The sequence below is a fragment of the Micromonospora mirobrigensis genome (genome assembly GCF_900091555.1).
GTDB lineage: Bacteria > Actinomycetota > Actinomycetes > Mycobacteriales > Micromonosporaceae > Micromonospora > Micromonospora mirobrigensis.
Genome location: NZ_FMCX01000001.1, coordinates 875,112 through 901,162 on the forward strand (window position 1 = coordinate 875,112; position 26,051 = coordinate 901,162).

Sequence of the window (26,051 nt, forward strand, 5' to 3'; positions counted from 1 at the left end):
CCCTCACACCCGGCCCCGCCAGCGGCGGCGCCGGATCACCACCGACGTAGCATTGCCGTCATGTCAGCACCCGTCAGCACCGTCTCCGACGCGATCCAGGCCGCGCTGGCCACCGTCAACGACCCGGAGATCCGCCGGCCGATCACCGAGCTGGGCATGGTCCGCTCCGCCGCGATCGACGACGACGGCGTGGTCCGCGTCGAGCTGCTGCTCACCGTGGCCGGCTGCCCGCTGAAGGACAAGCTGCACACCGACATCACCGCCGCGGTGGCCGCCGTCCCCGGCGTGACGGGTGTCCAGATCGACTTCGGGGTGATGAGCCCCGAGCAGCGCCAGGAGCTCCAGGCGAAGCTGCGCGGTGGCGCCGGCGCCGCCGCCGAGCCGGTCATCCCGTTCGCCCAGCCCGGCTCCCGGACCCGGGTGTACGCGGTCGCCTCCGGCAAGGGCGGCGTCGGCAAGTCCAGCGTCACGGTCAACCTGGCCGCCGCGCTGGCCGCCCGTGGCCTCTCCGTCGGCGTGGTCGACGCGGACATCTACGGCCACTCGGTGCCCCGGATGCTCGGCGCCGACGGCGCACCCACCCGGGTCGAGGACATGATCATGCCGCCGCAGGCGCACGGCGTGAAGGTCATCTCGATCGGCATGTTCACCCCGGGCAACGCGGCCGTGGTGTGGCGCGGCCCGATGCTGCACCGCGCGTTGCAGCAGTTCCTCGCCGACGTCTACTGGGGTGACCTGGACGTCCTCCTGCTCGACCTGCCGCCGGGCACCGGCGACATCGCCATCTCGGTCGCCCAGCTGCTGCCCAACGCCGAGATCCTGGTGGTCACCACCCCGCAGACCGCCGCCGCCGAGGTGGCCGAGCGGGCCGGCGCGATCGCCCTCCAGACCCACCAGCGGGTGGTCGGCGTCATCGAGAACATGTCCTGGCTGGAGCTGCCGGACGGTTCCCGGATGGAGGTCTTCGGCGCCGGTGGCGGCGAGGCCGTCGCCGAGTCGCTGACCCGGACCATCGGCGCGCAGGTGCCGCTGCTCGGCCAGATCCCGATGGACACCCGGGTCCGCGAGGGTGGCGACGCCGGCATCCCGATCGTGCTGGCCCAGCCGGACGCCCCGGCGTCGAAGGCGCTTGGCGCGGTCGCCGACCGGCTCGCCGTGCGCCGGGAGTCACTGCTGGGCAAGCCGCTGGGTCTGAAGCCCGCCGGTCGCTGACGAACGGCCCCGAAGGGCACCCGCATCGCGGGTGCCCTTCGTCGTGGCAGGTTCCTTCGGCTCACGGACTCGCCAGCTGGTTCGGCGGGGGTGACGACCGATCGGCGCGACGCTGGCCGAGGAAAGCTCTGCGAGCGTGATACCTCAGCGGCATCATTCCGCTGCGACGAGATCCGCGCGGGGCTCAGGTGGCGTCGTCGTCGTACGCGTGCGAGCGGGGGGCAGGCGCCGGGGCGGCCGGGACGCCGCCGGCGGCCGGGGTGGCCGGGCCGCGACCGTTGGGGGACCGGATGTCGGCGGCGGCGGCCACGTCCTTGAGGTCGTTGTGCACGCCGGTCACGTCGGCGCGGAGGTTGTCGTAGACCCCCTGCAACGGCTTGCGGAGCGCCTGCTCGTCCTCTTCGCTGAGGAGGTGCTTGCGGATGAACGCCTTCGGGTGCAGGTCCTGCAACTGGATGTCGGTGCCCAGCTCGCGGCTCAGGTCACCGGTGGCGTTCTGGGCCATGTTGCGCAGGTTGCGCACCATCCGCAGCCCGTCGCTGATCACCTGGGGCAGCCGGTCACCGAAGATCAGCAGCGCCAGGAGCAGCAGCGCACCGATCTCCCACCAGTTCAGGTTGTCGAGCACCTGGGCCTCCTCGTCCGCGTCAGGGAAAGACTACGCACGTGAGACGGCTCCAGGGCAAGGGGTGAGGGGTGCTCACTTGGCATCTGCGGCGAGCGTCACCGAGGCGTTCTGCTTCGACGAACCGCGCCGGTACTCGACGGTCACCACGGAGCCCGGCGCGAACTTGCGGACCAGGGCGATCAGGTCGGTCGGCTCGCTCATCGGGCGGCCGTTGAGCCGCAGGATCACGTCGCCGGCCCGCAGGCCCGCCCCGGCCGCCGGCCCGGACGGCTCGACCGCCGCCAGGCGTACGCCGTCGCCGCTGCCGACGCCGGGTCCGCCGACCTGGGCGCCGATCACCGTACGGCGGGCCCTGCCGGTGCCGATGATGTCCTGGGTGATCCGCTTGGCCTGGTTGATCGGGATGGCGAAGGCGAGGCCGATGTTGCCGGCCTCCTGCCCGTCGGCGACCAGCGACTTGATCGTCGAGTTCACGCCGACCACCCGTCCGGCCCCGTCGACCAGCGGCCCGCCCGAGTTGCCGTGGTTGACCGCCGCGTCGGTCTGGATCGCCGCGTAGTAGCGGGTCGGCCCGCCCGGCTCACCGGCCTGCATGGTGCGGTCGAGGGCGCTGACGATGCCGGCGGTGACCGTGTTGGCCAGGGAGAGCGGCGAGCCGATGGCGAGCACCGGGTCGCCGACGGCCAGCGCGTCGGAGTCGCCGAACTCGACCGGCTTGAGACCGCGGCGGGAGACCTTGATCACAGCGATGTCCGACTCCGGGTCCTGCCCCACCACGGTGGCCGGCGCCGAGCTGCCGTCGTTGAAGATCACCGACGCCTTGCCGACACCACCGGAGACCACGTGGTCGTTCGTGATGACGTGACCGTCGGCGCTGGCGATGAAGCCGGAACCCTCACTGGTGCCGCCGAGGCTGGTCACCCGGACGGTCACCACGCTGGGCAGCACCCGTTCGGCGACTCCGGCCAGCGACTCCGGCTTGCGCTGGGCCAGGGCGGGCGCCGGGGCCGGGGCGCCCAGGGTCACCGCCGCGCCGGCACCGGCCCGGACCGCGAAGGCGTAGCCCAGCGCCCCGCCGAGGGCGCCGGCCAGCAGCGCGGCGACCAACGGGATGACCAGCGCCTGCCGCAGGTGCGACGGACGCGGGGCGTCGGGGTCGGTCACCGGCTCCGGCTCCGCCGAACCGCTCGGGGGCGGCGCCGGCAGCAGCACCGCGGTCGGGGCGTACGGGTCCCGCCACGGGTCGGCCAGCGCGTCGGACCACCACGGTGAAGTCGCGTCGCCCCCGGCGCCCAGCGCCGTCGGCGCACCGGCCGGCGGCCCCCCGGGCACCGGCTGTCCCGCCGATGCCGGATCTCCCCCGGGCCGGCGCCAGTCCCAGCCGTCGGTCACGTCGGTGCCCTCCCAGTCCGTCCCGGATCCCGTACGTCACGGCGCCGGACGGAGCCGGCCCGGCCGCGACCGCGGGATACCGCATCCAGGATTGCACGAATGCCCCGAGTGGAGTCACCGGTTGCCCGCCGTGATCGTCGACGGCGGACGCGCGGCTGCACGCCCGCGACGCCCGCTCTACGCTCATACCGCCAACCCGCCCCTCGCACCACTCTCCCGCCGTCCGGAGGTGTCCCATCGCCACGGTCGCCAATTCCGGCAGCTCGATGGCCCAGGCGCTGCAGTTCGCCGAGTCGTACGTCACCGAGGACCTGGTGCTGCGCACCGCCCGCAGCCTGGCCCGGGAGGTCGGCGTCGACGCGGTCACCCCGGGCGCCGGGGCCGCGCTGCGGCTGCTCGCCGCCGCCGGCAACGCCCGGGCGGTGGTGGAGATCGGCACCGGCACCGGCGTCAGCGGCGTCTGGCTGCTGCGCGGCATGCGCGCCGACGGGGTGCTCACCACCATCGACGTCGAGGTGGAGCACCAACGGATCGCCCGCCGGATCCTCGTGGAGGCCGGTTTCCCGTCCGGCCGTACCCGGATCATCACCGGGCGGGCGCTGGACGTCCTGCCCCGGCTCGCCGACGGCGCGTACGACCTGGTCTTCGTGGACGCGGAGGTGACCGGCTTCACCGCCTGCGTCGACGCCGCGTTGCGCCTGCTGCGGCCCGGGGGCGTGCTCGCCCTCAACGGCGCGCTGGCCGGCGGCCGGATCGGTGACCCGGCCGCCCGGGACGTCGAGACGGTGACCCTGCGCGAGACGATCAAGGCGATCCGGGAGTCCGAGCACTGGGTGCCGGCCCTGCTCCCGGTGGGCCACGGCCTGCTCGCCGCCGTGAGGTGCTGACCCACCGCTGGCCCGCCGCGGGCCGGGTGGGTCAGCTGAGGGTGGCGAGCCAGCGGAGCAGGCCGCGCACGCCCCACCCGGTGGCGCCCTTGGTCAGCTCGGCGGCGTCGCCCTCGGCCCAGGACGGGGCGGACATGTCCACGTGCACCCAACGGTCCCGCAGGTCGCCGGTGAACTCGCGGAGGAAGAGCGCGGCGGTCACCGAACCGGCCCCGGCGGCCGGGGAGCTGTGCAGGTCGGCCAGGTCGCTGCCGAGGTGCTCGACGTAGTCCGCCGGCAGCGGCATCCGCCAGGCCGACTCGCCCGCCGCGGCGATCGCGGTCAGCAGCTGGTCGGCCAGCTCGTCGTTGTCGCTGTAGAGCGCGCCGGTGCGCTTGCCGAGCGCCACCGCGTTCGCCCCGGTCAGGGTGGCCAGGTCCACCAGCAGGTCCGGGCGCAGCTCGGCGACGGCGTACGCGAGGGCGTCGGCGAGGACCAGCCGGCCCTCGGCGTCGGAGTTGGTGCTCTCGCTGGTCAGCCCGCCGTAGTGCCGGATCACGTCGCCGGGACGGAAGGCGGAGCCGCTGACCATGTTCTCGGCCAGCGGGGTGAGCGTGGTGACGCGTACCGGCAGCTTCAGGACGGCCGCGCCGAGGGTGGCGGCCAGCACGGCGGCGGCGCCGGCCATGTCCTTGCGCATCAGCTTCATGGCGTCCCGCGGCTTGATCGAGATGCCGCCGGTGTCGAAGGTGATGCCCTTGCCGACCAGGACCACATGGGTACGCGCGTCGGCCGGTCGCCAGTCCAGCTCGACCAGGCGGGGGCCGCTGGCCGAGCCGTTGCCGACCGCCAGGATCCCGCCGAAGCCCTCGGCCGCCAGCTCGTCCGGTTCCCGCACCCGCAGGTGCAGGTCGGGCGTGCCGGCCGAGGCGGACTCGACCTGGGCGGCGAACCACTCCGGGTCCTTGGTCGAGGAGGGCATGTTGGTCAGGTCCCGGGCCAGCCGGGTCATCTCGGCCGTCGTCCGGGCCACCTCGAGCACCGGCCGGTACGCCTCGACGTCGGCCACCAGCAGGTCCACGTCGCGCAGCGCGGGCGCCTCGCCGGCCTCGGTCAGCCGGAACCGGTACGACCCGAGCAGCAACCCCTCGACCAGCCCGCGGACCGCGGCCGGGTCACCCGCGGGCAGCGCCACGACGAGCCGGTTCTCGGCCCGGGCGGCGCGAGCCAGCGCCGCGCCGGCGGTCCGCCAGCCGGCCTCGTCGCCGTCGCCGACGCCGAGCAGCAGCAGCCGCTGCGGGGTGGAGGTGGGACGCAGGTGCTCCCGGGTCTCGCCGGGTCGCCCGGTCAGCCGGGCGGCGGGGATCAGCGTGGCGGCCTCGGCCAGCACGTCGTCGGGGAGCGCCGACGGGGTCGGCACCAGCACGGCCGGAGCGTCGCCGTCGGCCGGCCCGCCCGGTCGGACGGGCAGGACGAGGGTGTCGAGCCGGTCGGGCCCGGTTACCAGACGGATCGCCAGCACGCTGGACCGTACCTCCGAAAAGATCGTGGAGCGGGCGCCGGACGGCCCCGCAACGGATGTGCGAAGGCCCTGAGCCACCGGCGTCGCCGGTGGCTCAGGGATTGACGGAACGGTTCCGGGCGACGCTGCCGCCCGGGCCGGCCGTCGATCAGCCGGCAGCTGCCTTCAGTGCGTCACCGAGTGCGTTGGCCTCGTCGGGAGTCATCTCGACGACGAGCCGGCCACCACCCTCCAGCGGGACCCGCATGACGATGCCGCGGCCCTCCTTGGTGACTTCCAGCGGACCGTCGCCCGTCCGCGGCTTCATCGCCGCCATGTTGTCTCCCCTCAGACCTACACCAGGGTCGGTGGGTTGCCCCACAGCCTCTTCGCCATAACCGCCGCAGCCTTCGCGGGGGTGTCGACCAACGATTTTCCCTGATGAACACCGCCGGACCCAAACCGAAGCAGCATTGATGTAACAGCATCTAGCTTATCTTGAGAAGGCCTGTCACAATGTGCGGTCATGCAGGCACGGTCGGCACTCTTCGACCTGTACGGCGACCACCTCCGGCCGAGGGGTGGCCGGGCACCGGTCGCCGCCCTGGTCAAGCTGCTGTCGCCGCTCGGGATCGCCCCTCCGGCGGTACGCACAGCCGTTTCCCGGATGGTCCGCCAGGGTTGGCTCGATCCCCTCCGGTTGGCCTCCGGACCGGGATATTCGATCACACCGAAAGCCGCCCGGCGACTCGACGAGGCGGCCGCCCGGATCTACCGCACCGGCCGGGTCAGCTGGGACGGCCGGTTCGACCTCCTGGTCCTCCAGGCCCCGACCACCCGCCGGGAGCGGCAGCGGCTCGCCGCCAACCTGAGCTTCCTCGGCTACGGCACCCTCGACGAGCAGACCTGGGTGGCCACCCGTCCGGCCGAGGACGTCGACCTGCTCCTCTCCGAGGCCGGCGTGCCGTACGAACGGTTCACCGCCGCCCACCACGCCGGCACGGCGGGGGCGATGGGCGTCGTCCGGCGGGCCTGGGACCTCACCGAGATCGGCCAGGCGTACGAACGCTTCGTCGCCGAGCAGCGCCCGCTGCTCTCCGCGGTGACCGTGCGCAGCAGCGACGAGGAGGCGTACGCGGCCCGGTTCCGGCTGGTGCACGCGTGGCGTACCTTCCTCTTCCGGGACCCGCAGCTGCCCCCGGCGCTGCTCCCGGAGCGCTGGCCCGGCACCGCCGCGGCCAGTTTCTTCGACCGGCACGCGGCCCGGCTCCGGCCGGCCGCCGACCGGTACGTCGAGCAGTGCCTCGACGCCGCCAACCGCACCGCCCGACAGAAAGTTGCCAGACCGTGACCGAGCCGCTGCTCGTCGACCGCACCGACGCCGTGGTGACCCTGACCCTCAACCGCCCCACGGCGATGAACTCCCTCGACGTGGCGCTCAAGGAGGCTCTGCGGGACGTCCTGGCCGAGCTGGAGACCGACCGCTCCTGCCGGGCGGTGGTGCTGACCGGCGCCGGCGGCTCGTTCAGCGCGGGACAGGACCTGCGTGAGCACGTGCAGACCCTCCAGTCGGCCACGGCCAACCCGCTGGACACCGTCTCCGCGCACTACAACCCGATCGCGGCCCGGCTGGCGAGCCTGCCGAAGCCGGTCGTCGCCGCCGTCCGGGGCATGGCCGCCGGCGCGGGCGCCTCGCTGGCCTTCCTCGCCGACTTCCGGATCGGCGGGCCGAAGACCCGCTTCCTGATGGCGTTCGCCGGGGTGGGCCTGGCCGCCGACACCGGCGCCTCGTGGACGCTGCCCAGGCTGGTCGGCCACGCCAAGGCCGTCGAGCTGCTGATGCTCGCCGAGCCGGTGCCGGCCGAGGAGGCCTGCCGGCTGGGCCTGCTCAACACGCTGGTCGACGACGACGAGCAGGTGCTGCCCACCGCGCAGGAGCTGGCCGCCCGGCTCGCCGCCGGCCCGACCGTCGCGTACGGGGCGATCAAGCGGCAGCTCTCCATCGCCGACGCCGGCACCCTCGCCGACGCCCTGGCCGCCGAGGCCCAGGCCCAGGCGATCTGCGGCGGCACCGCCGACCACAGGGCCGCCACGATGTCCTTCGTCAACAAGCAGAAGCCCACCTTCGAGGGCCGCTGACGCCCGTCGGGACCGGCCCGACAACCGCACGGAAGATGCTGCCTCCCGAGCGGGTGAGGCAGCATCTTCCGCGTGGTCGAGCGGGTCTCGACGGGTCAGCGGGCGACGTAGCCGCCGTCGACCGGGATGGTGTGGCCGGTGATCCAGGCGGCGTCGTCGGAGGCGAGGAAGAGGACCACACCGGCCACGTCGTCGGGGGTGGGAATCCCGGGCTTCGGATTGAACGACTCCATCTGGCGGCGCATCTGACCCGGGTCGGGCGCGGTGTCGATGAAGTGCTCCACCAGCGGGGTCATCACCACCGTGGGGGCGACCGCGTTGACCCGGATGCCGCGGGCCGCGTACTCGATCGCCGCCGAACGGGTCAGGCCGACGATCCCGGCCTTGGTGAAGGTGTACGGGGAGATGTTCTCCTGGGCGGCCAGCGCGGTCGTCGACGAGGTGTTCACGATCGCGCCCCCGCCATGGCGCAGCATCGCCTCGATGCCGTACCTCAGGACGAAGAAGACGCCGTCGCCGTTGATCCGGCGGACCCGTTCCCAGTTCTCGACGTCCATCTCGTGCAGCGGCTGCTGCTGCCCGTCGATGCCGGCGTTGTTGAAGATCACGTCCAGCCGGCCGTAGCGCTGCATCGCGTCGGCGATGCCCTGCTCCACCGAGACGGCCTCACCGGTGTCCATGGTGACCGCCAGGGCGTCCGGCAGCTCCGCCGCGACCTGCGCCGCACCGTCGCGGTTGATGTCGGCGATCACCACCTTGGCGCCCTCGGCGGCGAAGCGCCGGGCGGCGGCGGCGCCGAGCCCGGAGGCGCCACCGGTGACGAACGCGACCTTGTCCTGGAACCGCATGGATCCCCCTCGTGCGCGGCCGGCGACCGGTGCCGGCCGTCATCCGCACCGTAACCCGGGGAACCGGGGCTCAGTCGTCCTCTTCGGGATCCTGGTTGGCCGCCTCGCCCAGCACGAACGCCTGCATGGCCAGCTCGTCACCGGACGGGGAGACGAAGGCGGGCAGCTCGCGGGGGCCCAGCTCCTGCACGTACGACCAGAACAGGCCGACCGCCTCGGCCGGGGAGGCCGCCTCGATCGGCAGATCCAGGCTGACCAGCCAGGACCGGCGCCGCGGCGGCGGACCCAGCCGGTCGGCCAGCTCCCGCCAGGCGGCGTCCTCCAGCGCGGTGACCGGCCCGGCCAGGGCCAGCCCGTCGACCGGCACGGGCGCGTCGAAGGACCGCCGGGTGTACGTCACCACCAGCTCGACCGGCCCCGGCTCGGACTCCGGGTCCTCCGGGGCGTCCTGCCGGTCACCGGTCGCCGGGGAGACCCGGCCCAGCGCCACCAGCCGGGGTGGCGCGTCGGCGAGCACCGCGACCCGGTCACCGGGGCGCGGCAGGACCGCCTGACCCAGGCCGGTCAGCTCCAGCGCGTCGTGGTGGACGAGCCGCTCCGCGTCGTACCGGCCCGGGGGCAGCAGCACGGCCCAGGCACCCGGGCCGGGCGCGGGGCTGCCGTCGGTGTCGGTCGTGGTGGTGACCCGCTGGTCGGTGTCGGTCATGCCTGCCATCCCATCACGTCGGGCCGCCCACCGACCCGGCACGCCACCGCGGGGGCCACCCGCGTCACGTCCGTGCCGAGGTCGGCGGCACGTGGCAGCCGGCGAGGTGGTCGTCGACCATCCCGGTCGCCTGCATCAGCGCGTACGCGGTGGTCGGGCCGACGAAGCGGAAGCCGCGCTTCTTGAGCGCCTTGGCCATCGCGGTGGACTCCGGGGTCAGCGCCGGCACTGAGGCGAACGACCCCGGCCGGGCGCCCCGGGCCGGTGACGCGTACGACCAGAGCAGCGCGGAGAGCCCGTCGGGCAGCTCCAGCGCGGCCCGGGCGTTCGCCAGCGCCGCCTCGATCTTGGCCCGGTTGCGGACGATGCCGGCGTCGGCGAGCAGCCGGGCCACGTCCGCCTCCCCGTAGCCGGCGACCGTCTCGATCCGGAACTCGTCGAACGCCAGCCGGAACGCCGGCCGCTTGCGCAGGATGGTCAGCCAGGACAGCCCGGACTGGAACGCCTCCAGGGTCAGCCGCTCGTAGAGGGCGTCGTCGCCGTGCAGCGGCCGGCCCCACTCGTCGTCGTGGTAGGCGGCGTAGTCGGGGGTGCTCGCCCCCCAGGCGCAGCGGGGCAGCCCGTCCGCGCCGGTCACCAGGTCAGTCACGTCGTCCACGGTAGGCGGGCCCACCGACAGCCGGACGGGTGCTGCGGAACCCGGCCCGCCGGTGCGGTCAGGGCAGCCGGCCCTGCTCCACCAGCCGGCCGAACTTCTTCAGCGCCTGGGTGAGGCTGAACTTGGAACCGGGCCAGAGCAGCGGCCAGGCGACCCGGCCGGCCGACCCGCCCGGCAGGTGGAACCACTCGTGCCAGACCACCTGGGTGCGGTCCCGGTCCATCGGGGTGCAGCGCAGCACGCCGGGGCCGCGCAGCAGCCTGCCGCAGTGCACCACACCCACCTCGTACGGGGCGTCCACCCGGACCACCCGCATCTCGTCGCGCAGCGCCGCCGGGCCGAGCGCGGTGACCGCCTCGACCAGGCTGCCCTCGCCACCGTCGCCCTCGACCACCCGGACGGTGGTGAACGGGATCCAGTCCGACTGTCGCTCCCAGGCGGTGAGCGCGGCGAAGACCCGCTCGGCGGGAGCGTTCACGATCACGGTGGCGGTCACCTCGCCGGCGCCGGGCTGGGCGGCCTCGCGCAGGTCGTCCGCGTCCTGGGGCCCGGTCATCGGGACTCCGACCGGACCGCCGCGCCGGACCGCGCGGTGCCGTCGAGGTCGACCTCCGGAGCTCCGGTCGCCGGCCCGTCCAGAGTTGCGGCCGACCCGGTCTCCCGGTGCCCGGGAGCCGCCGTCTCCGACTCCCCGGTCGACTCCCCGGCGGCCTCCACCGGCGCTGCCGCGTCCCGCAGCACGGGCGGCTCGGCGTCCCTCAGCACGGGCGGCTCGGCGTCCCGGGCCGGATCCGCGTCGGAACGGTCGACGGAGGGCGCGGTGGGTGGCGGGACCGTGACCGGGTCGGCGGCGGCGACCGTCACCGAGCGGTCCCCGCCCGCCGTGAACACGGGCTCCCCGGCGACCGGTCCGTCCGGGTCCGGGCTCGACGGCGCGGTCGGGGCCACGGCGGCGGCCTGCTCGCGGGCCCGGCGCAGCGCGTCGGCCTCGGCGGTCCGCCCCTCGCGCAGGGCCTTGACCTCGGCCTCCAGCACATCGATCAGCTCGGACTTGTAGCCGATGTCGTACGCCACCCGGCGCAGCGCCTGGTCGACCTGCGCCATCCGGTAGCCACGGGCGGCGGTGTCGAACCGGACCGCACCGACGTCCGACTCGCGCAGCGGCCGGGCGGCCGGCAGCGGGACCGCGCGCCCGTCCGGCTCGGCCGGCGCCAGGCCGGGATCGCGGCCGGAGACCAGCACGGTCACCCCGAACACCACCGCCGCGACGGTCAGCGCGACGACCAGGAGGAGCAGAACGTGACCCATGCAGAGATCGTGGCATGCGGACCGGCCCGGAGCGACCCCACCACCCGTACCGATCGGCGCGCCGTGGCGACGGGCGCTCCGGCGCTGCCGGCCGACGACCGACCGGTTAGCGTCGGGGGCGGCCGGCGACCCGGTCGACGACGGACGGGACGGCAGGAGGCGGGATGGCCGGCGCGCTTCGGCTCGGTGGGCGGACGTTCCCACCGGGCGAGCTGGTGGTGATGGCGATCGTCAACCGCACCCCGGACTCGTTCTTCGACCGGGGGGCGACCTTCGCCGCGGACAGCGCCCTGCGCGCGGTAGACCGGGCGGTCACCGAGGGCGCGGCGATCATCGACATCGGCGGGGTCAAGGCCGGGCCGGGCGACGAGGTCGACGCGGCCGAGGAGATCCGGCGGACGGTGGACACCATCGCCGCCGTCCGGGCCGCCTTCCCCGACGTGGTGATCTCGATCGACACCTGGCGGGCCGAGGTCGCGGTGGAGGCCGTCGCGGCCGGCGCGGACCTGCTCAACGACACCTGGTCCGGGGCCGACCCGGCGCTCGCCCGGGTGGCGGCCGAGACCGGTGCCGGGCTGGTCTGTTCGCACGCGGGCGGGCTGCCGCCGAGGACCCGGCCGCACCGGGCCGCCTTCGACGACGTGGTGGCCGACGTGGTCACGACGGTGACCGGGCTCGCCGAGCGCGCGGTCTCCCTCGGCGTACGCCCGGACGGGATCCTGATCGACCCGGCGCACGACTTCGGCAAGAACACCCGGCACTCGTTGGAGATCACCCACCGGCTCGACGAGCTCGCCGGAACCGGGTGGCCGCTGCTGGTCGCGCTCTCCAACAAGGACTTCGTCGGCGAGACGCTGGACCTGCCGGTGGCCGAGCGGTTGGAGGGCACCCTCGCCGCGACCGCGATCTCGGCCTGGCTGGGCGCCCAGGTGTTCCGCGCCCACCAGGTCGCGCCGACCCGACGGGTGCTCGACATGGTGGCCTCGATCCGGGGCGACCGGCCGCCGGCGGTGACCCGCCGCGGCCTGGCCTGAGCGGCCGGCCGGGAAGCCCGGTCAGGTCCAGCGCAGGACGTTGCGGCGCCAGGCGTAGAGGATGCCGAGCGCGAGCACGCCGACGAAGATCCCCATCTCGACGACGGTCACCAGCCCGAACCCGGGCCGGTCGAAGACCACCGCCCAGGGGAAGAGGAAGACCGCCTCCACCGCGAACAAGACGTAGAAGAACGCATACACGTAGTAACGGATCTGGACCTGCGCCCAGTCGCCGCCGACCGGATCGAGGCCGCATTCGTACGTCGCCCGCTTGCCGGCGGGGTCAGCCGGACGGGCAGGACGTAACAACCGGTTGGCTGAGAACGCCGTAACGAAGAAGAGGACGCTGGCGAGCAACAGCAGCCCGAGCGTCGCGTAAGAGCCCAGGTAACCGGTCACGATCGGTCAGCCTACCGTGCCGGACCGCACACCGATCCGGACACGTTACGGATTTGTTTCCCGATAGGGACTAGTGCCGCAGGGCAAGCTTTGACGAACATAGAAAGCTCACCCAGAGTCACGGAGGACAGATGGCCCGCGTGGACGTACGCCCGGTCGCCCGGGCCGGTGGTCGGCGCACCGCGCCGCTGCTGGCGGCGGCCCTCGCCGCCGGTGTGCTGGCCGCAGCCGCGGCGGCGCCCGGCTGGGCGACGGCCGCGCCGACCGTGACCGGCGTCGTGACCGCCGCCACCGACCCGGCTGAGGTGGCCACCGACCCCGCCACGGACCCGGTGCCCGAGCCGACCACCACCACGAGCGATCCCGAGCCGACCACCACCACGAGCGCGCCGGACCCGACCACGGCCCCGCCCACGGTGAGCGCGCCCCCGGAGACCACCGCGCCGGCCCCGGCGCCCACCACGACGACCACCGCCCCGGCGCCGGCCAGCACCACGACCGCTCCGGCCCCGGGCGTCCCCGCGCCGGCCACCACCTCCCCCACCGTCAAGGCCCCGGCCCCGCCGCCGGCCGTCCCGCCCGCGGTCCCGGCCCTGCCGCCCGCGGTCCCCGGTGCGCCGCCCGCGGCTCCCGGCGTGCCCCCGGCGGCGCCGGCCGCCCCGCCGGCCGCCCCGGGCCAGCAGCCGCAGGGGCAGGTCGGCGTCGCGGTGACCACCGGCGACGTGGTGCTCACCCCGGCCTACTGGAACGCCGACCGGACGGTGACCAGCCTGCGGGTCACGGTGGCCAACACCGGCACCGTGACCGAGCAGATCCGCCTGGGCTACAAGCTGCCGGCCGGCCTGACCGACGCCGGTACGCCGGGTTGCGCCCCGGCCGACGGCGGCTACCGCTGCGGCGAGTGGACGACCGCCCCCGGCGCCCGGTTCAGCGCCCTGATCCGGGTCCGGGTCCGCGGCGACGCCTGGCGTTCGATGCCGCTCAGCGGCGCCGTACGGGTCGTCGCGCGGGCGCCCTCGGTCAACGGCACGTCCGTCGACGACGAGGGCTTCGCGGTGCTCTTTCCGCCCGGCCCGCCGGTGCCCGGCATCTCGCTGCACGCCGACCCGCCGGTCTTCGACATCAGCGGCGAACCGACCGTCCTGACGGTGCGACTGGGCAACACCGGCAAGGCCGACGCCCGGGGCCGGATCGAGGTCACCCTGCCGGCCGGGGTGACCGTGCCGACGCTGCCGACGGGCTGCGTGGACGCGGGGTCGGGGCGTACCCGGTGCGACACCGGGACGGTGGCCGCCGGCAGCGGGACCGAGTTGCGGCTCACCGTGGCCGCGACGCCGCAGGCGCAGCGGCTCAGCCCGCTGGCCGGCGCGGTCGCCGGCCAGCTGGACCCGCGCAACGGGCGGAGCCGGCAGATGCAGATGAGCTTCCGGATCACCGCGGCGGCGGCCCTGGCCACCCCGCCGGTGGCGACCCCGACTCCGACCGGGTCGCAGGGCGTGCTCGCCGCGGCGGGCCAGCGGGGCGGCGGCGACGAGGGGCTCTCCGGCCAGCAGACCGCGCTGGCGCTGATCGCGGTCTCCGCGCTGCTGGTGGCGCTGGCCCTCGGGTTGGCCACCACCTCGCTGCGTCGGCGGTTCACCGACCCGCCGGCCGAGACCGCCTCGGCGGCCACCGACTGACACCGCGCTGACCGGCCGCCGACGGAGCCCCGGTGATCTGAATTACGGCGGCCGGTTCCAATCCACACATAATCCGACAAATACCCGCGCAATCATGTCTCGGTCCTCGGGCCTCCTGGGGAGTCGCCCAGACCGTTCGACGTAGGCTCTGAAGCAGAATCGAAGCGAGCCGGCCCAGTCATTCTGGTGAACCGGGCGCAGCGGCGCGTCAGGGAGGGCTCGTGACCGGGCACGCGAAGGTGGCACAGTGACCAAGCAGATCCGTCAACTGGACCGGGTGGTCATCCGGTTCGCCGGTGACTCCGGCGACGGCATGCAGTTGACCGGCGACCGGTTCACCTCGGAGACCGCGCAGCTCGGCAACGACATCTCCACGTTGCCGAACTTCCCGGCCGAGATCCGCGCCCCCGCCGGCACCCTGCCGGGCGTGTCGAGCTTCCAGGTGCACTTCGCCGACTACGACATCCTCACCCCCGGCGACGCGCCGAACGTGCTGGTGGCGATGAACCCGGCCGCGCTCAAGGCCAACCTGGCCGACCTGCCGCGCGGGGCCGACATCATCGTCAACACCGACGAGTTCACCCGCCGCAACCTGGCCAAGGTCGGCTACCAGACCAGCCCGCTGGACGACGACTCGCTCGCCGGCTACGTGGTCCACCCGGTGGCGCTGACCTCGATGACCATCGGCGCCCTCGCCGACCAGGACGTGTCCAAGAAGGACGCCGAGCGGGCCAAGAACATGTTCGCCCTCGGCCTGCTCTCCTGGATGTACTCCCGGCCGTACGCCTCGACCCTGCGCTTCCTGGAGCGCAAGTTCGCCGCCCGGCCGGAGCTGGTCGCCGCGAACATCGCCGCCTTCAAGGCCGGCTGGAACTTCGGCGAGACCACCGAGGACTTCGCCGTCCGGTACGAGGTCAAGCCGGCCAAGATGCACCCGGGCACCTACCGGAACATCACCGGCAACCAGGCGCTCTCGCTCGGCCTGGTGGCCGCCGGGGTGCGCTCCGGCCTGCCGGTCTTCCTGGGCGCCTACCCGATCACCCCGGCGTCGGACATCCTGCACGAGCTGAGCAAGCACAAGAGGTTCGGCGTGGTCACCATGCAGGCCGAGGACGAGATCGCCGCGGTCGGCGCCGCCCTGGGCGCCTCGTACGGCGGCTCGCTCGGCGTGACCACCACCAGCGGCCCCGGCGTGGCGCTCAAGAGCGAGACGATCTCCCTCGCGGTGGCGCTGGAGTTGCCGCTGGTCATCGTCGACGTGCAGCGGGCCGGGCCGTCCACCGGCATGCCGACCAAGACCGAGCAGGCCGACCTGAACATGGCGCTGCACGGCCGGCACGGTGAGGCTCCGGTCGCGGTGATCGCCCCGAAGTCGCCGTCGGACTGCTTCCACGCGGCCCTGGAGGCGGCCCGGATCGCGCTGACCTACCGCACCCCGGTGATCCTGCTGTCGGACAACTACGTCGCCAACGGCTCCGAGCCGTGGCTGCTGCCCGACGTGGAGAGCCTGCCCGACCTGCGGGTCGAGTTCGCGACCGCGCCCAACGGCGAGGACGGCACCACCTTCCTGCCCTACCTGCGCGACCCGGAGACGCTGGCCCGGCCGTGGGCCGTCCCGGGCACCCCGGGGCTGGAGCACCGGATCGGCGGCCTGGAGAAGGCCGACAAGACCGGCGACATCTCGTACGACCCGGCGAACCACGACTTCATGGTCCGCACCCGGGCGGCCCGGATCGAGACGATCCCGGTGCCGGACGTCGAGGTGGAGGACCCGGACGGCGACGCCCGGGTGCTGGTGCTCGGTTGGGGCTCCACGTACGGCCCGATCGGGGCGGCCTGCCGTGGGCTGCGCCAGCGCGGGCTCTCGGTCGCCCAGGCGCACCTGCGGCACCTGGCGCCGATGCCGGCCAACCTCGGCGAGGTGCTGCGCTCCTACGACCGGGTCGTCATCCCCGAGATGAACCTCGGCCAGCTCGCCCACGTGATCCGGGCGAAGTACCTGGTCGACGCGATCGGCTACAACCAGGTCCGCGGTCTGCCGTTCACGGCCGCCGAGCTGGAGACGATGCTGGAAGAGGTCCTGAAGAATGTCTGAGCCCATCGCCCTCAAGCTCACCGCCAAGGACTTCAAGTCCGACCAGGAGGTGCGCTGGTGCCCCGGCTGCGGCGACTACGCGATCCTGGCCGCCGTCCAGCAGTTCATGCCGGAGCTGAACATCCCCCGGGAGAACACGGTCTTCATCTCCGGGATCGGCTGCTCGTCGCGCTTCCCGTACTACATGAACACGTACGGGATGCACTCGATCCACGGCCGCGCCCCGGCGATCGCCACCGGCCTGTCGGTGTCCCGGCCGGACCTGTCGGTCTGGGTGGTGACCGGCGACGGTGACGCCCTCTCCATCGGCGGCAACCACCTGATCCACGCGCTGCGCCGCAACGTCAACCTGAAGATCCTGCTGTTCAACAACCGGATCTACGGTCTGACCAAGGGGCAGTATTCCCCGACCTCCGAGGTCGGCAAGATCACCAAGTCGACACCGGTCGGCTCGGCGGACGCACCCTTCAACCCGCTCTCGCTGGCGCTGGGCGCGGAGGCCACCTTCGTCGCCCGCACCATCGACAGCGACCGCAAGCACCTCCAGTCGGTGCTGCGGGCCGCCGCCCAGCACGAGGGCTCGGCGTTCGTGGAGATCTACCAGAACTGCAACATCTTCAACGACGGCGCCTTCGACCAGCTCAAGGAGCCGGCGACCCGGGACGACTTCCTGATCCGGCTGGAGCACGGGCAGCCGATCACCTTCGGCAAGGACGGGCAGTTCTGCGTCGTCCACCCGCCGGGCGGCTTCGGCCTGGAGGTCCGCGAGACGGCGGCCACCCCGGCGGAGGAGATCGTCGTGCACGACGCGACGGTCACCGACCCGGCGTACGCCTTCGCGCTGTCCCGGCTGCCCGGGCTGGACCTGCGCAACACCCCGATCGGCGTGTTCCGGTCGGTGGGCCGCCCGTCCTACGACCGGGTGGTGCAGGAGCAGGTCGCCACGGCCCGGGCGACCGTCACCGAGACCCCGGAGCGGCAGCTCGCCGCCCTGCTCGGCAGCGGCGACACCTGGACGATCCTCTAGGGCCCACCGCGACACGACGAAGGCGGCCGTCCACCGGAGAACCGGGGACGGCCGCCTTCGTTCGTCCGACTGTCAGCGCCGGGCGTCGACCGGGGTCCAGAGGTTGTCGATCTCCTTCTCGGCCGCCGCGAGGCTCTGCTCGTGCAGCGGCACCAGCTCGGCCATCGCCGGGTTCACCGGAGCCAGGGTCAGCTCGGCGGTGATGAAGCGGGGCCGCAGGCCGGTCATCGACAGGCCGTGGGGGAGCCAGAGTTCGGCGTGGTCCCACCCGTCGCGCGGCGTTCCCGCGCCGTAGCCGCCGCCCCGGGTGGCCAGCACGATGAACTCGCGGTCGCCGAGCAACCCGGCCATGGTCTCCGGGTGGTAGGCCTGCCCGGGCAGGATCAGGTGGTCGACCCACGCCTTTACCGAGCTGGGCGCGCCGTAGTTGTACAGCGGCAGCCCGAGCAGCACCACATCGGCCTGCTTGATCTCGTTCACCAGCCGCTCGCTCAGCGCCCAGGACTCCCGTTGCGCGGGGGTGTGCTGCTCGACGGGCACCATCCGGGCCAGGCCGGCGGCGGCGTCCAGGTGCGGCACCGGCTCGGAGCCCAGGTCGCGGTAGGTCACCGATCCGTCGGGGTGGGCCGCACGCCACGCGGCCGCGGTGCGGGCGGTGAGTCGCCGGCTGAGCGACCGGTCGCCCTGGATGCTGGAGTCGATGTGCAACAGGTGTGCCATTTACCTAGCCCTCCGTAGATGGTTTGTGAAGCACCAACCATTTATAGCAGGGCAATAGTCCCTACGGCGGGTAAACTGGGTCACATGCCTGCCGCGCCGGTCGACCAGCCGGAACACCGCTCCGGGCCGCTGCTGGACCACCTGGCCCGCCGGATGCGGATCCGGTCGGAATCGGTGCTCACGCCGCTCGGCCTACGCCCCCGGCACCTGGTGGCGCTCACCGTGCTGCGGGACGCGGGCGGTATCAGCCAGCGGGACCTGGCCGGCACTCTGCAACTGGACGGGACGAACGTCGTCGGGCTGCTCAACGACCTGGAGGCGGCTGGTCTGGTCGAGCGGCGGCGCTCCGCCGAGGACCGTCGCCGGCACGTCGTCGAGCTGACCGAGCACGGCGCGACCCGGCTCAACGAGGCCGAGTGCGCCCTGGCCGTCGCGGAGGACGACGTGCTCGGCGCGCTGGAAGCCGGGGAACGGGAGACCCTCTACACGCTGCTGCGGCGGGCCTCGGCCGGCGCGGCCGGCAGCTGCGCGCAGGCGGTGGCCGACGGGGCCGACGCCTGCGGGGAGGCGGCGACCGACGAGGTGGACTCCGCCGGCAACTGCTGATCCCGGGACGCCGTCGGCGCGGGTCGGTCTAGGGGGTCGGAGCGGGCGTGCTGGGGCGGTCGTCGCGGACGTGCACCAGCATGTCGCCGGTCTCCACCGTCGCACCGGCCCGGTCCGACAGGGTGACCACCTTGCCGCGCCGGACCAGGGCGATGACCAGGGACTCCAGCTCCCGGGGGGACTTGCCCACCTCGTGCCGCTCGGCGGAGCGCATGGCCAGCGCCATGCCCTGGCCCGGGGTGAGCAGGTCCTCCACCACGTCGATCAGGGGCGGCGCCGAGGTGGAGAGGCCGAGCAGCCGCCCGGCGGTGGCCGAGGAGACGATCACGTGGTGGGCGCCGCTCTGCCGCAGCAGCGGGGCGTTCTCCGCCTCGCGGACGGCCGCGATGATGCGTACCTGGCCGGCGGTGAGCTGCCGGACGGTCAGCGCCACCAGCACCGAGGCGTCGTCGCTGTCGGTCGCGATGATCACCGACTTGGCCGTCCGGACGTGCGCCTGCTCCAACACCGCGGACCGGGTCGCCGAGCCCTCGATCGCCACCAACCCGGCCGAGGTGGCCTGGCGCAGGGCCGCGCCGCTGCGCTCCACCACCACGATCCGGGCCTTGTCCAGGCCGTTCTCCAGCAGGGCGGAGACCGCGCTGCGGCCCTTGGTGCCGTAGCCGCAGATGATGACGTGGTCCTTCACGGTTCTCCTCCACCGCGACAGGCGACGGCCGGTCCGGTACTGCTCGGTCAGGACTTCCAGGGTGGTGCCGACCAGGATGATCAGGAAGAGCACCCGGGCGGGGGTGATGAACAGGACGTTCACCAGCCGGGCCGACTGGGCGAACGGGGTGATGTCGCCGTACCCGGTGGTGGAGAGGGTGACCACGGCGTAGTAGGCGCAGTCGAGCAGGGTGAGGCCGTTCTCGTCGACGTCGCGGTAGCCGTCCCGGTCGAGGTAGACCACCGCCACGGTGAGCAGCACCAGCCCGAGGGCGGCGGCCAGCCGCAGGCTGAGCGCGCTCAACGGCCCTCGCCGCTGCGCGGGAAAATGGATCACCGTCGAACCTTCTCCCCCGCCGTCGCCTGCACGACCACAACATAGCGGGTACGCCCGACTTCGCACGTCGGGGTGGCCCGGCGGCATCCGCAGGGCCGACAGGGCACGTCCGGTCCGGGCATGATGGGGTGGTCCGGTACGCCGAGGCGCGGAGGTGAGGGCGGCCATGTCGTTGCTGCGACGGGTGATCGGCGGGGTGCTGCGTCGGATCCGACTGCGCCAGCACCGCACGCTGCGCGAGGTGGCCGAGGTCGCCGGGGTGTCCCTGCCCTACCTCTCCGAGGTCGAGCGCGGGCGCAAGGAGGCCTCCTCCGAGGTGCTCGCGGCGATCTGCCGGGCGCTCGGGATCAGCCTCTCCGACCTGCTCGAGGAGGCCCGCAACGACCTGCGGCGGGTCGAGCCGCGGATCCCGGCCGCGCCCCGGGCCGGGCTGGCCGTGCCGGTCGGGTCGCGGGCGGTGCCCGCCGGGCGGCTACCCGTCGCCGGCCAGGATGCCGCCGGGCAACCGGTGCGGATCGGCTTCCACCCCGCCGGGCACCTCGTCGCGCCCCCGCCGGCCCCGCTCGGGGCGCCGCTCGGCACGGGTTCGCCGGTCCGGCTCGGGGCGCTCGACCACGGGTCGGCCGTGCGGCTCGGCTCGCCGGTGGGCGGGGCCGCCCTGCGGGTCTGGCTGACCGCCTCCGCCCCGGGCGGGGGCACCGGTCCGCGTACCTCGGCGATGCTGGCGCGGCGGCGGGCCCGGGCCCGCCGGCGGCGGCTGACCGCCGCCTAGGCCGGCGCGGTTCTGCCCACGGCGGATCTGCCGGGGGCAGAAATCCTGGTCCCGCGGCCACCGGCGGACGCAGGCTGGAGGCGCCGGTCCCCGGGCGTAGTCGATCGCCCGCCGGCGCGGGAGGTGGTCGCGATGATCTTCGACGGGGTACGGATGTTGGACGACAACCAGCCGACCTTCGGTGACCAGGTCTTCCAGCGCCTGCTGCGGGAGCGGATCGTCTTCCTCGGCACCGAGGTCACCGACGACTCGGCGAACCAGATCTGCGCCCAGATCCTGCTGCTGGCGGCGGAGGACAGCGACCGGGACATCACCCTCTACATCAACTCGCCGGGCGGCTCGGTCACGGCGGGGATGGCCGTCTACGACACCATGCGGTACGTGAAGAACGACGTGGCCACCCTGGCCCTCGGGCTCGCCGGCTCGATGGGGCAGTTCCTGCTCTGCGCCGGCACGGCGGGCAAGCGCTACGCCCTCCCGCACTCGCGGATCCTGATGCACCAGCCGTCCGGCGGCTTCGGCGGCACGGTCGCCGACATCAACATCCAGGCCGAGAACATGCTCCACGTCAAGCGGACCATGCAGGAGCTGATCGCCCGGCACAGCGGCCGCACGGTCGAGGAGATCAAGCGTGACTGGGACCGGGACCGCTGGTTCACCGCCGAGCAGGCCCGCGAGTACGGCCTGATCGACCAGGTGGTCAGCCGCGTCGACCAGCTCGCCGGCTGAGGCGCAAGGAGGGGCCCCTTCTTAACGCATTCGGTAGAGCAGGGGCCCCTTCTTAACACCGCACCCCCGTCAGAGGTAGCTGACCACCGGGCTGGTGCCGTACGAGCCGACGACCGGGGTGCCGGCCTCGTTGACGGTGTGCTCGATGCCGCCGCTGCCGTCGAGGAAGACGGTCACCATGTCGTGCAGCCGCACCCCGGACCGGCGGGGCACCTCGATCCCCCGCTCGCAGCGGATGTCGACGCCCTGGTTGAAGTACGAGTAGACGCCCAGCCCCCACGCCTCGTGCTCGCGGACACCGTCAGCCACCTTGTACGACGCCCAGCCCCGCCCGGTCGGGCTGGACCAGGCCGCCTGGCTCGGCGGGTCGTAGGGCAGCTCGCTCTGGTAGAAGATCGTCCGGCCGCGCTCGCCGTTCCAGACCGTCTGGTACCGCTGGTAGTGCTCGACGAAGAGCCCGTACGCGGTCACGTCGTCGCCGTTGACGACCACGCCGGTGTCGGCGGTGTTGCTGTTCCAGCCGATGCCGTTGCCGTGGTCGCCGCGCCAGGCCCAGATGTTGTCGACGATCGTGTGGTCGGCGTTGATCACCAGGCTGGTCCGGGCCCGGCCGACCCCCGGGCCGCCGATCCGGAAGAAGACGTCGTGCAGCGAGGTGGGGTTGGCGGGGTCCGCCGGGCGGCCGTGCGCCGCGCCGACCTCGACCAGCACCTCGGACTCGACCGGCCCGGCGTCGACCAGCACCCCGGCGATCCGGACGCCGGGAACGCCGGCGATCCGCAGCGCGGCGTCGCCGGTGGTGGGGGCGAGGCTGGGCATGCCCAAGCCGAGCACGATCGTGTCCGGGTGCTTGACCCGCAGCGCCCGGTCCAGGCGGTAGACGCCGGGGGTGAGCAGCAGGTGCCGGCCGGGCCGGGAGAGCTCCTGGTTGATCCGCTTGGCGCTGTCGGTGGGCCGGGCGATGTAGAAGTCGCTCAGCGGCAGCGACGGGGTGCTCAGGTGCCAGCTGGTGCCGGCGGTGTCCTGCCGCAGGCCGGGCACGGCCACCCGCCAGCGACCGGACTCGTCGACGAAGAGGTACGGCTTCTCCCGGGTGACCGGGCTGGTCGGCAGGGTGGTGTACGGCGGGGTCGGGTAGGCCTGCGCCGGGGCGCCGAGCACACCGGAGAAGACCTGGTTCCACACCCCGTTGGTCCACTCGCCGCCGAGCTCGCTGTCCCGGGTCAGCCACTGCTGCTGCGAGCCGTTGATGGTGATGCCGTCCACCTTGGAGTCGGCCAGGAAGCCGCCGCTGGAGTAGGCGCCGCCACCCGGCTCCAGCCAGAGGATGCCCTTGATGTGCACGCGGCGCATCGGCGACGCCTGGGAGACGGCCCACTGGTTCGACCAGTCGGTGGGGGTGACGGCGAGGTTCTCCGCGGAGCGCCAGAAGTTGGTCAGCGCGGAGATGCCGCTCGGCCCGTTCGGGTCGGGCTGGCCGATGACGCGTACCGCGCCGTGGATGTCGACGTCGTCGGGGTGGCGGCCCAGGCCGGCGACGGTGGTGTAGTAGCCGAGGTTGGCGTCCACCTCGTACCGGCCGGGCTTGAACAGCACGGCGTACCGCTCGCTGCCCATCTCGTTGCGGTACTGGGCGGTGAAGAGCCGGTCCAGGGTGGCCTGGATCTCGACGGTCGGGGTGGTCGGGTCGTACACGAAGACGTTCGGGCCGAGGTCCGGGTCGCCCTCGGTGGCGGCGGTGGCCGGGGCCGCGGCGGCCGAGGTGGTGGGCAGCCCGAGGGCGGTCAACGACGCGGCGGAGGCGGTGAGGGCGAGGAAGCGGCGACGGGAGGGGTCGAGTGGTCTCATCGGCCTGCCTGTTCGGTGGGGGTGCGGGTCGCCGGGAGAGTGAGAGAGCGCTCTCATGGCGGGTCGTCCCTGTTCCTACCCCATCTCGGCGGGCCGCGCCAGACTCCCCCGGTTCCGGAACTTCGCCTCAGCGGGGCGCCCACCGCGCCGGCCGCAGCGATCCGCGCCGCCCCCTGTGGCGCAAGGAGGGGCCCCTTGCTGACGCATTCCGGTACAGCAGGGGCCCCTTCTTGACGCCTCGGTGCCGGGATCAGGCGGGGATCCGTTCCACCGGGATCCACAGCTCGGCGTCGGCCCGGGCGCCGTCCGGCGACACCCGGGCCCGCAGCAGCTCCGGCCCCGGCCGGCTGCGGTACGGGTTCGCCGGGAACCACTCGGTGAAGACGTCCCGCCACAGGTACTGGAGGGCCTGCGGGAACTCCCCCGAGCTCTCGAAGACCGCCCAGCTGCCGGCCGCCACCGGCATCGCGTCCAGGTCGGCCGGCGGCTCGGCCGAGGTGACCACGCCGTGCCAGTAGTCCAGCTCGGTGCCCTCCGCCCGGGACTCGTCGAGCCGGTCGCTGACGTTGACGATCCCGGCCGGCTCCTGGTCGGAGAGCGCCTCGATCCGGCGTACCGTCTCCGGGTCGATGCTCCGGACGAACGCCACGATTGCGGGGTTCATCCCCTCGTGCACGAGCGGCACCCGGGCCTTGCGGCCGACCAGGTGGAAGTCGGGCTTGTCGGTGACGCGGTACCGCATGGTGGTGCTCCCTTCGACGACGAGTCGGAAGGACATCCGGGGTTGCGAGCGCAGGGCGGCGCCGGTGCGCCGGGCCTCGCCGGGTCCGACGCCGTGCACGGACCGGAACGCCCGGCCGAACGCCTCCGCCGAGCCGTACCCATGGCGCACCGCGATGTCGAGCAGGGTGGCCTCCCCGGCGAGCACCTCGGCGGCGGCGACGGTGAGCCGGCGACGCCGGACGTACTCCGACAGCGGGATGCCGGCCAGCGCCGAGAACATCCGCCGGAAGTGGTACTCCGACGTCGTGGCGATCCGGGCCAGGTCGGCCACCTCGACCCGCTGGTCGAGGTGGCGTTCGAGGTGGTCCATCGCCTCGTTGAGCCGCTCCAGCATTCGCTCCCCCTTTCCTTCCTCGCCGTCGACGCTAGGTTGCGGCCCCCGGCGGCACCCGACATCCGGTGCCCGGTCCGGTCGGGTGCCGGCCCGGGCCGGGCCGCCGCGGGCCGCCGGGTGGGAGATCAGAGCAGGTCGGCGAGCGTACGCCAGATGTCGGCGGCCAGGTCGCTGTAGCCGGCGTCCTGGGCCTGGAGGGCCAGACCGCGCAGTTCGGCGATCGCCGCCACCCGGTCGTCCCGGATCAGCCGCACCTGGTTGCGCAGCAGGTCGAGTCGGATCCGGTCCCGGAAGGACAGGTAGCGGGTCCGACCGGCCAGCTCGTCGCTGCGCTCCCCGGCCAGGTCCAGGTCGCCCTGGTGGAAGGCGAGCAGGGCGTGCAGGAAGGCGAACTCCTCGGCGAGGCGGGGGGTGCCGACGAGGTCGAGCGCGCTCTCCGCCTGGGTCAGCCGACGCTGCGCCTCCTCGGTGGCGGGCTGGCGCATCTGGAGGTAGAGAGAGGCCGCCGCCAGGCGCAACCGCAGCCACAGGGTGAGGTCGTCGCGGCTGTCGAGCTCGTCCAGGGCCCGCTCCAGCAGCTCCGCCGAGCCCTTGTGGTCGCCCTCCCGGGTGAGCACCGTGGCGGTGGTCCACAACGCCTCCACCCGCAGCACGACGGGGAGGTCCGGGATGATCGCGTCCAGCATGGTGATGTGCACGTGCGCCTCGGCCGAGTGGCCGGCCTCGGCCTCGATCGACACCAACGTCATCAGCGTACGGGCCACGTCGGAGGCGGGGACCTCGTGCGCGGTGACCAGGGCGTGCGCCAGGAGTGCGCTGGCCCGGGCGGCGGTGACGTCGCCGAGGGAGCGTTGGCAGCGGGCCAGCTGGTTGCGCGCCCGGATCTCCAGCTCGGGTGAGGCCACCTCGGTGCTCAGTTCGGCCAGGGCGTCCAGGGTCTTCAGGGCCTCGCCGTGCCGTCCCTGCTTGATCTGGAGGCGGGCCAGGATCCACAGGGCCTGCCAGCGGGTGGCGGCGCCGGCCTGGCCGTCGGTGCGTACCGCCGACATGATCGGCTCGACGGTGTCACCGTCCTCGCTGGAGGTGATGGTCGCCAGCACCGTGCTCAGGTCCTCGGGCTGCTCGGCGCTGAACGCCGACGGCGGGAGCTCCAGCTTCTCGGCGAGGTACTGCACGGCCCGGGCGGTCGGTGGCCGGGCGCCGGACTCCAGGCGGGAGAGGTAGGCCGCAGACATCCCCGGACCGACCACGTCGGCCTGGGACATGCCGCGTTCCCGGCGCAACGCCCGCAGCCGCTGACCGAACTCCGGTTGCTCTAGTGGCTCGCTCACCATGTCACCCGCTTCTGCCCGGCGTCTCCCCCCGCCGCTTCTCGCAAGAAGTGTTGCCGACTTGGTAAGACCTTGTCAAAGGTCGCCAGTCAGGACGGCTCGAACGCGGGGCCGGCCGCACCATACCGCACCGGGTGGGCGCGGCCGGCCCCGGAGTCGATCAAGGCCAGTCGATGTCGTTGTCGACCACGTCGCCGCCCGACTCGGGCTCCAGCGGGCCGACGGACGAGGCGGCCGGCGGCCGCGTCGTGGGAGCGGCGGCGTGGCCCGCGACTCCCAGCAGCAGAAGGAGGCTGACCAGGAGGGCGATCGACAGCTTCGGTGCCATGGGTTCCTCGCAATGTGGGTCGGCGGGACACCAGGCCGGCGCGGGATGCCGACCTGACCGGGG

27 protein-coding genes are annotated in these 26,051 nt (G+C 73.6%); 11 read left to right on the top strand and 16 right to left on the bottom strand.

Annotated elements, in window-relative coordinates:
- Positions 1 to 60: 60 nt before the first annotated feature.
- Positions 61 to 1,212 carry an Mrp/NBP35 family ATP-binding protein gene (locus GA0070564_RS04165; RefSeq protein ID WP_091602662.1) on the top strand — a complete coding sequence of 384 codons (1,152 nt, stop codon included), beginning with the start codon at positions 61 to 63 and terminating at the stop codon, positions 1,210 to 1,212.
- A gap of 184 nt (positions 1,213 to 1,396) precedes the next feature.
- Here the strand turns inward: GA0070564_RS04165 and GA0070564_RS04170 are convergent, their stop codons facing one another.
- On the bottom strand, positions 1,397 to 1,840 hold the full coding sequence (locus GA0070564_RS04170) for a twin-arginine translocase TatA/TatE family subunit (protein ID WP_091602665.1): 444 nt from the start codon (positions 1,838 to 1,840) through the stop codon (positions 1,397 to 1,399).
- Between the two features lie 72 nt (positions 1,841 to 1,912).
- Entirely contained in the window at positions 1,913 to 3,172 is a 1,260-nt protein-coding gene (locus tag GA0070564_RS04175; protein ID WP_425412403.1) for a S1C family serine protease, read from the bottom strand.
- 326 nt (positions 3,173 to 3,498) lie between these two features.
- On the opposite strand from GA0070564_RS04175, the gene GA0070564_RS04180 reads away from it, so the two are divergent.
- Positions 3,499 to 4,119: an O-methyltransferase gene (locus tag GA0070564_RS04180; RefSeq protein ID WP_091602671.1), complete on the top strand. Its 621-nt coding sequence runs from the start codon at positions 3,499 to 3,501 to the stop codon at positions 4,117 to 4,119.
- A gap of 31 nt (positions 4,120 to 4,150) precedes the next feature.
- Here the strand turns inward: GA0070564_RS04180 and GA0070564_RS04185 are convergent, their stop codons facing one another.
- Entirely contained in the window at positions 4,151 to 5,620 is a 1,470-nt protein-coding gene (locus GA0070564_RS04185) for a leucyl aminopeptidase family protein (protein ID WP_091602674.1), read from the bottom strand.
- A gap of 148 nt (positions 5,621 to 5,768) precedes the next feature.
- Entirely contained in the window at positions 5,769 to 5,936 is a 168-nt protein-coding gene (locus tag GA0070564_RS04190) for a DUF3117 domain-containing protein (RefSeq protein WP_007455245.1), read from the bottom strand.
- 189 nt (positions 5,937 to 6,125) lie between these two features.
- Here GA0070564_RS04190 and GA0070564_RS04195 point away from each other — a divergent pair, with 189 nt between their 5' ends.
- A complete protein-coding gene (locus GA0070564_RS04195; protein WP_091602677.1) occupies positions 6,126 to 6,950 on the top strand; it encodes a PaaX family transcriptional regulator in 825 nt (274 codons plus the stop codon).
- Positions 6,947 to 7,738: an enoyl-CoA hydratase/isomerase family protein gene (locus GA0070564_RS04200; RefSeq protein WP_091602680.1), complete on the top strand. Its 792-nt coding sequence runs from the start codon at positions 6,947 to 6,949 to the stop codon at positions 7,736 to 7,738. The genes GA0070564_RS04195 and GA0070564_RS04200 overlap by 4 nt, the downstream gene beginning before the upstream one ends.
- Positions 7,739 to 7,833: 95 nt before the next feature.
- On the opposite strand, the gene GA0070564_RS04205 is transcribed toward GA0070564_RS04200, so the two are convergent.
- From GA0070564_RS04205 to GA0070564_RS04225, 5 genes are all read right to left on the bottom strand, one after another.
- Positions 7,834 to 8,586 (bottom strand): SDR family NAD(P)-dependent oxidoreductase, encoded by a 753-nt coding sequence (locus tag GA0070564_RS04205; protein ID WP_091602683.1) that lies wholly within the window; start codon positions 8,584 to 8,586, stop codon positions 7,834 to 7,836.
- Between the two features lie 70 nt (positions 8,587 to 8,656).
- Positions 8,657 to 9,292: a hypothetical protein gene (locus GA0070564_RS04210; RefSeq protein WP_091602686.1), complete on the bottom strand. Its 636-nt coding sequence runs from the start codon at positions 9,290 to 9,292 to the stop codon at positions 8,657 to 8,659.
- A 64-nt stretch (positions 9,293 to 9,356) separates the two neighbouring features.
- Complete coding sequence (locus GA0070564_RS04215; protein WP_091604539.1) at positions 9,357 to 9,941, bottom strand: DNA-3-methyladenine glycosylase I; 585 nt, start codon at positions 9,939 to 9,941, stop codon at positions 9,357 to 9,359.
- A gap of 67 nt (positions 9,942 to 10,008) precedes the next feature.
- Entirely contained in the window at positions 10,009 to 10,506 is a 498-nt protein-coding gene (locus GA0070564_RS04220) for an SRPBCC family protein (protein WP_091602688.1), read from the bottom strand.
- Positions 10,503 to 11,258 (bottom strand): DivIVA domain-containing protein, encoded by a 756-nt coding sequence (locus GA0070564_RS04225; protein ID WP_091602691.1) that lies wholly within the window; start codon positions 11,256 to 11,258, stop codon positions 10,503 to 10,505. The genes GA0070564_RS04220 and GA0070564_RS04225 overlap by 4 nt, the downstream gene beginning before the upstream one ends.
- A 164-nt stretch (positions 11,259 to 11,422) precedes the next feature.
- On the opposite strand from GA0070564_RS04225, the gene folP reads away from it, so the two are divergent.
- Complete coding sequence (folP, locus tag GA0070564_RS04230) at positions 11,423 to 12,292, top strand: dihydropteroate synthase (protein ID WP_091602694.1); 870 nt, start codon at positions 11,423 to 11,425, stop codon at positions 12,290 to 12,292.
- A gap of 21 nt (positions 12,293 to 12,313) precedes the next feature.
- Here folP and GA0070564_RS04235 read toward each other — a convergent pair whose 3' ends face one another.
- Positions 12,314 to 12,691 carry an NADH-quinone oxidoreductase subunit A gene (locus GA0070564_RS04235; protein WP_088969640.1) on the bottom strand — a complete coding sequence of 126 codons (378 nt, stop codon included), beginning with the start codon at positions 12,689 to 12,691 and terminating at the stop codon, positions 12,314 to 12,316.
- Between the two features lie 131 nt (positions 12,692 to 12,822).
- Here GA0070564_RS04235 and GA0070564_RS28750 point away from each other — a divergent pair, with 131 nt between their 5' ends.
- From GA0070564_RS28750 to GA0070564_RS04255, 3 genes are all read left to right on the top strand, one after another.
- Complete coding sequence (locus GA0070564_RS28750) at positions 12,823 to 14,370, top strand: hypothetical protein (RefSeq protein WP_141714695.1); 1,548 nt, start codon at positions 12,823 to 12,825, stop codon at positions 14,368 to 14,370.
- A gap of 247 nt (positions 14,371 to 14,617) precedes the next feature.
- On the top strand, positions 14,618 to 16,465 hold the full coding sequence (locus tag GA0070564_RS04250; RefSeq protein WP_091602700.1) for a 2-oxoacid:acceptor oxidoreductase subunit alpha: 1,848 nt from the start codon (positions 14,618 to 14,620) through the stop codon (positions 16,463 to 16,465).
- Positions 16,458 to 17,492: a 2-oxoacid:ferredoxin oxidoreductase subunit beta gene (locus GA0070564_RS04255; RefSeq protein ID WP_091602703.1), complete on the top strand. Its 1,035-nt coding sequence runs from the start codon at positions 16,458 to 16,460 to the stop codon at positions 17,490 to 17,492. Before GA0070564_RS04250 ends, GA0070564_RS04255 begins: the two co-directional genes overlap by 8 nt.
- A 72-nt stretch (positions 17,493 to 17,564) precedes the next feature.
- Here the strand turns inward: GA0070564_RS04255 and GA0070564_RS04260 are convergent, their stop codons facing one another.
- The gene (locus GA0070564_RS04260; RefSeq protein ID WP_091602706.1) at positions 17,565 to 18,212 is read right to left on the bottom strand and encodes an FMN-dependent NADH-azoreductase; all 648 of its coding nucleotides are present in this window, start codon (positions 18,210 to 18,212) and stop codon (positions 17,565 to 17,567) included.
- Between the two features lie 84 nt (positions 18,213 to 18,296).
- Between GA0070564_RS04260 and GA0070564_RS04265 the strand changes: the two genes are divergently transcribed.
- Positions 18,297 to 18,818, top strand: coding sequence for a MarR family winged helix-turn-helix transcriptional regulator (locus GA0070564_RS04265; protein WP_091602709.1), 522 nt, complete (start codon positions 18,297 to 18,299; stop codon positions 18,816 to 18,818).
- Between the two features lie 28 nt (positions 18,819 to 18,846).
- Here GA0070564_RS04265 and GA0070564_RS04270 read toward each other — a convergent pair whose 3' ends face one another.
- Entirely contained in the window at positions 18,847 to 19,863 is a 1,017-nt protein-coding gene (locus tag GA0070564_RS04270; protein WP_091602712.1) for a potassium channel family protein, read from the bottom strand.
- Positions 19,864 to 20,029: 166 nt separating this feature from the next.
- Here GA0070564_RS04270 and GA0070564_RS30145 point away from each other — a divergent pair, with 166 nt between their 5' ends.
- Positions 20,030 to 20,635, top strand: a complete 606-nt coding sequence (locus tag GA0070564_RS30145) for a helix-turn-helix domain-containing protein (protein WP_091602715.1) — start codon at positions 20,030 to 20,032, stop codon at positions 20,633 to 20,635.
- Between the two features lie 132 nt (positions 20,636 to 20,767).
- Positions 20,768 to 21,364 (top strand): ClpP family protease, encoded by a 597-nt coding sequence (locus GA0070564_RS04280; protein ID WP_091604542.1) that lies wholly within the window; start codon positions 20,768 to 20,770, stop codon positions 21,362 to 21,364.
- A gap of 69 nt (positions 21,365 to 21,433) precedes the next feature.
- Here the strand turns inward: GA0070564_RS04280 and GA0070564_RS04285 are convergent, their stop codons facing one another.
- The 4 genes from GA0070564_RS04285 to GA0070564_RS29150 form a co-directional block, all read right to left on the bottom strand.
- On the bottom strand, positions 21,434 to 23,212 hold the full coding sequence (locus GA0070564_RS04285) for an adenylyl cyclase (RefSeq protein WP_091602718.1): 1,779 nt from the start codon (positions 23,210 to 23,212) through the stop codon (positions 21,434 to 21,436).
- A 250-nt stretch (positions 23,213 to 23,462) separates the two neighbouring features.
- The gene (locus GA0070564_RS04290; protein ID WP_091602720.1) at positions 23,463 to 24,329 is read right to left on the bottom strand and encodes an AraC family transcriptional regulator; all 867 of its coding nucleotides are present in this window, start codon (positions 24,327 to 24,329) and stop codon (positions 23,463 to 23,465) included.
- 125 nt (positions 24,330 to 24,454) lie between these two features.
- On the bottom strand, positions 24,455 to 25,660 hold the full coding sequence (locus GA0070564_RS04295) for a helix-turn-helix domain-containing protein (protein ID WP_176730537.1): 1,206 nt from the start codon (positions 25,658 to 25,660) through the stop codon (positions 24,455 to 24,457).
- Between the two features lie 160 nt (positions 25,661 to 25,820).
- Positions 25,821 to 25,988, bottom strand: a complete 168-nt coding sequence (locus tag GA0070564_RS29150; protein WP_176730538.1) for a hypothetical protein — start codon at positions 25,986 to 25,988, stop codon at positions 25,821 to 25,823.
- Between the last annotated feature and the right edge of the window lie 63 nt (positions 25,989 to 26,051).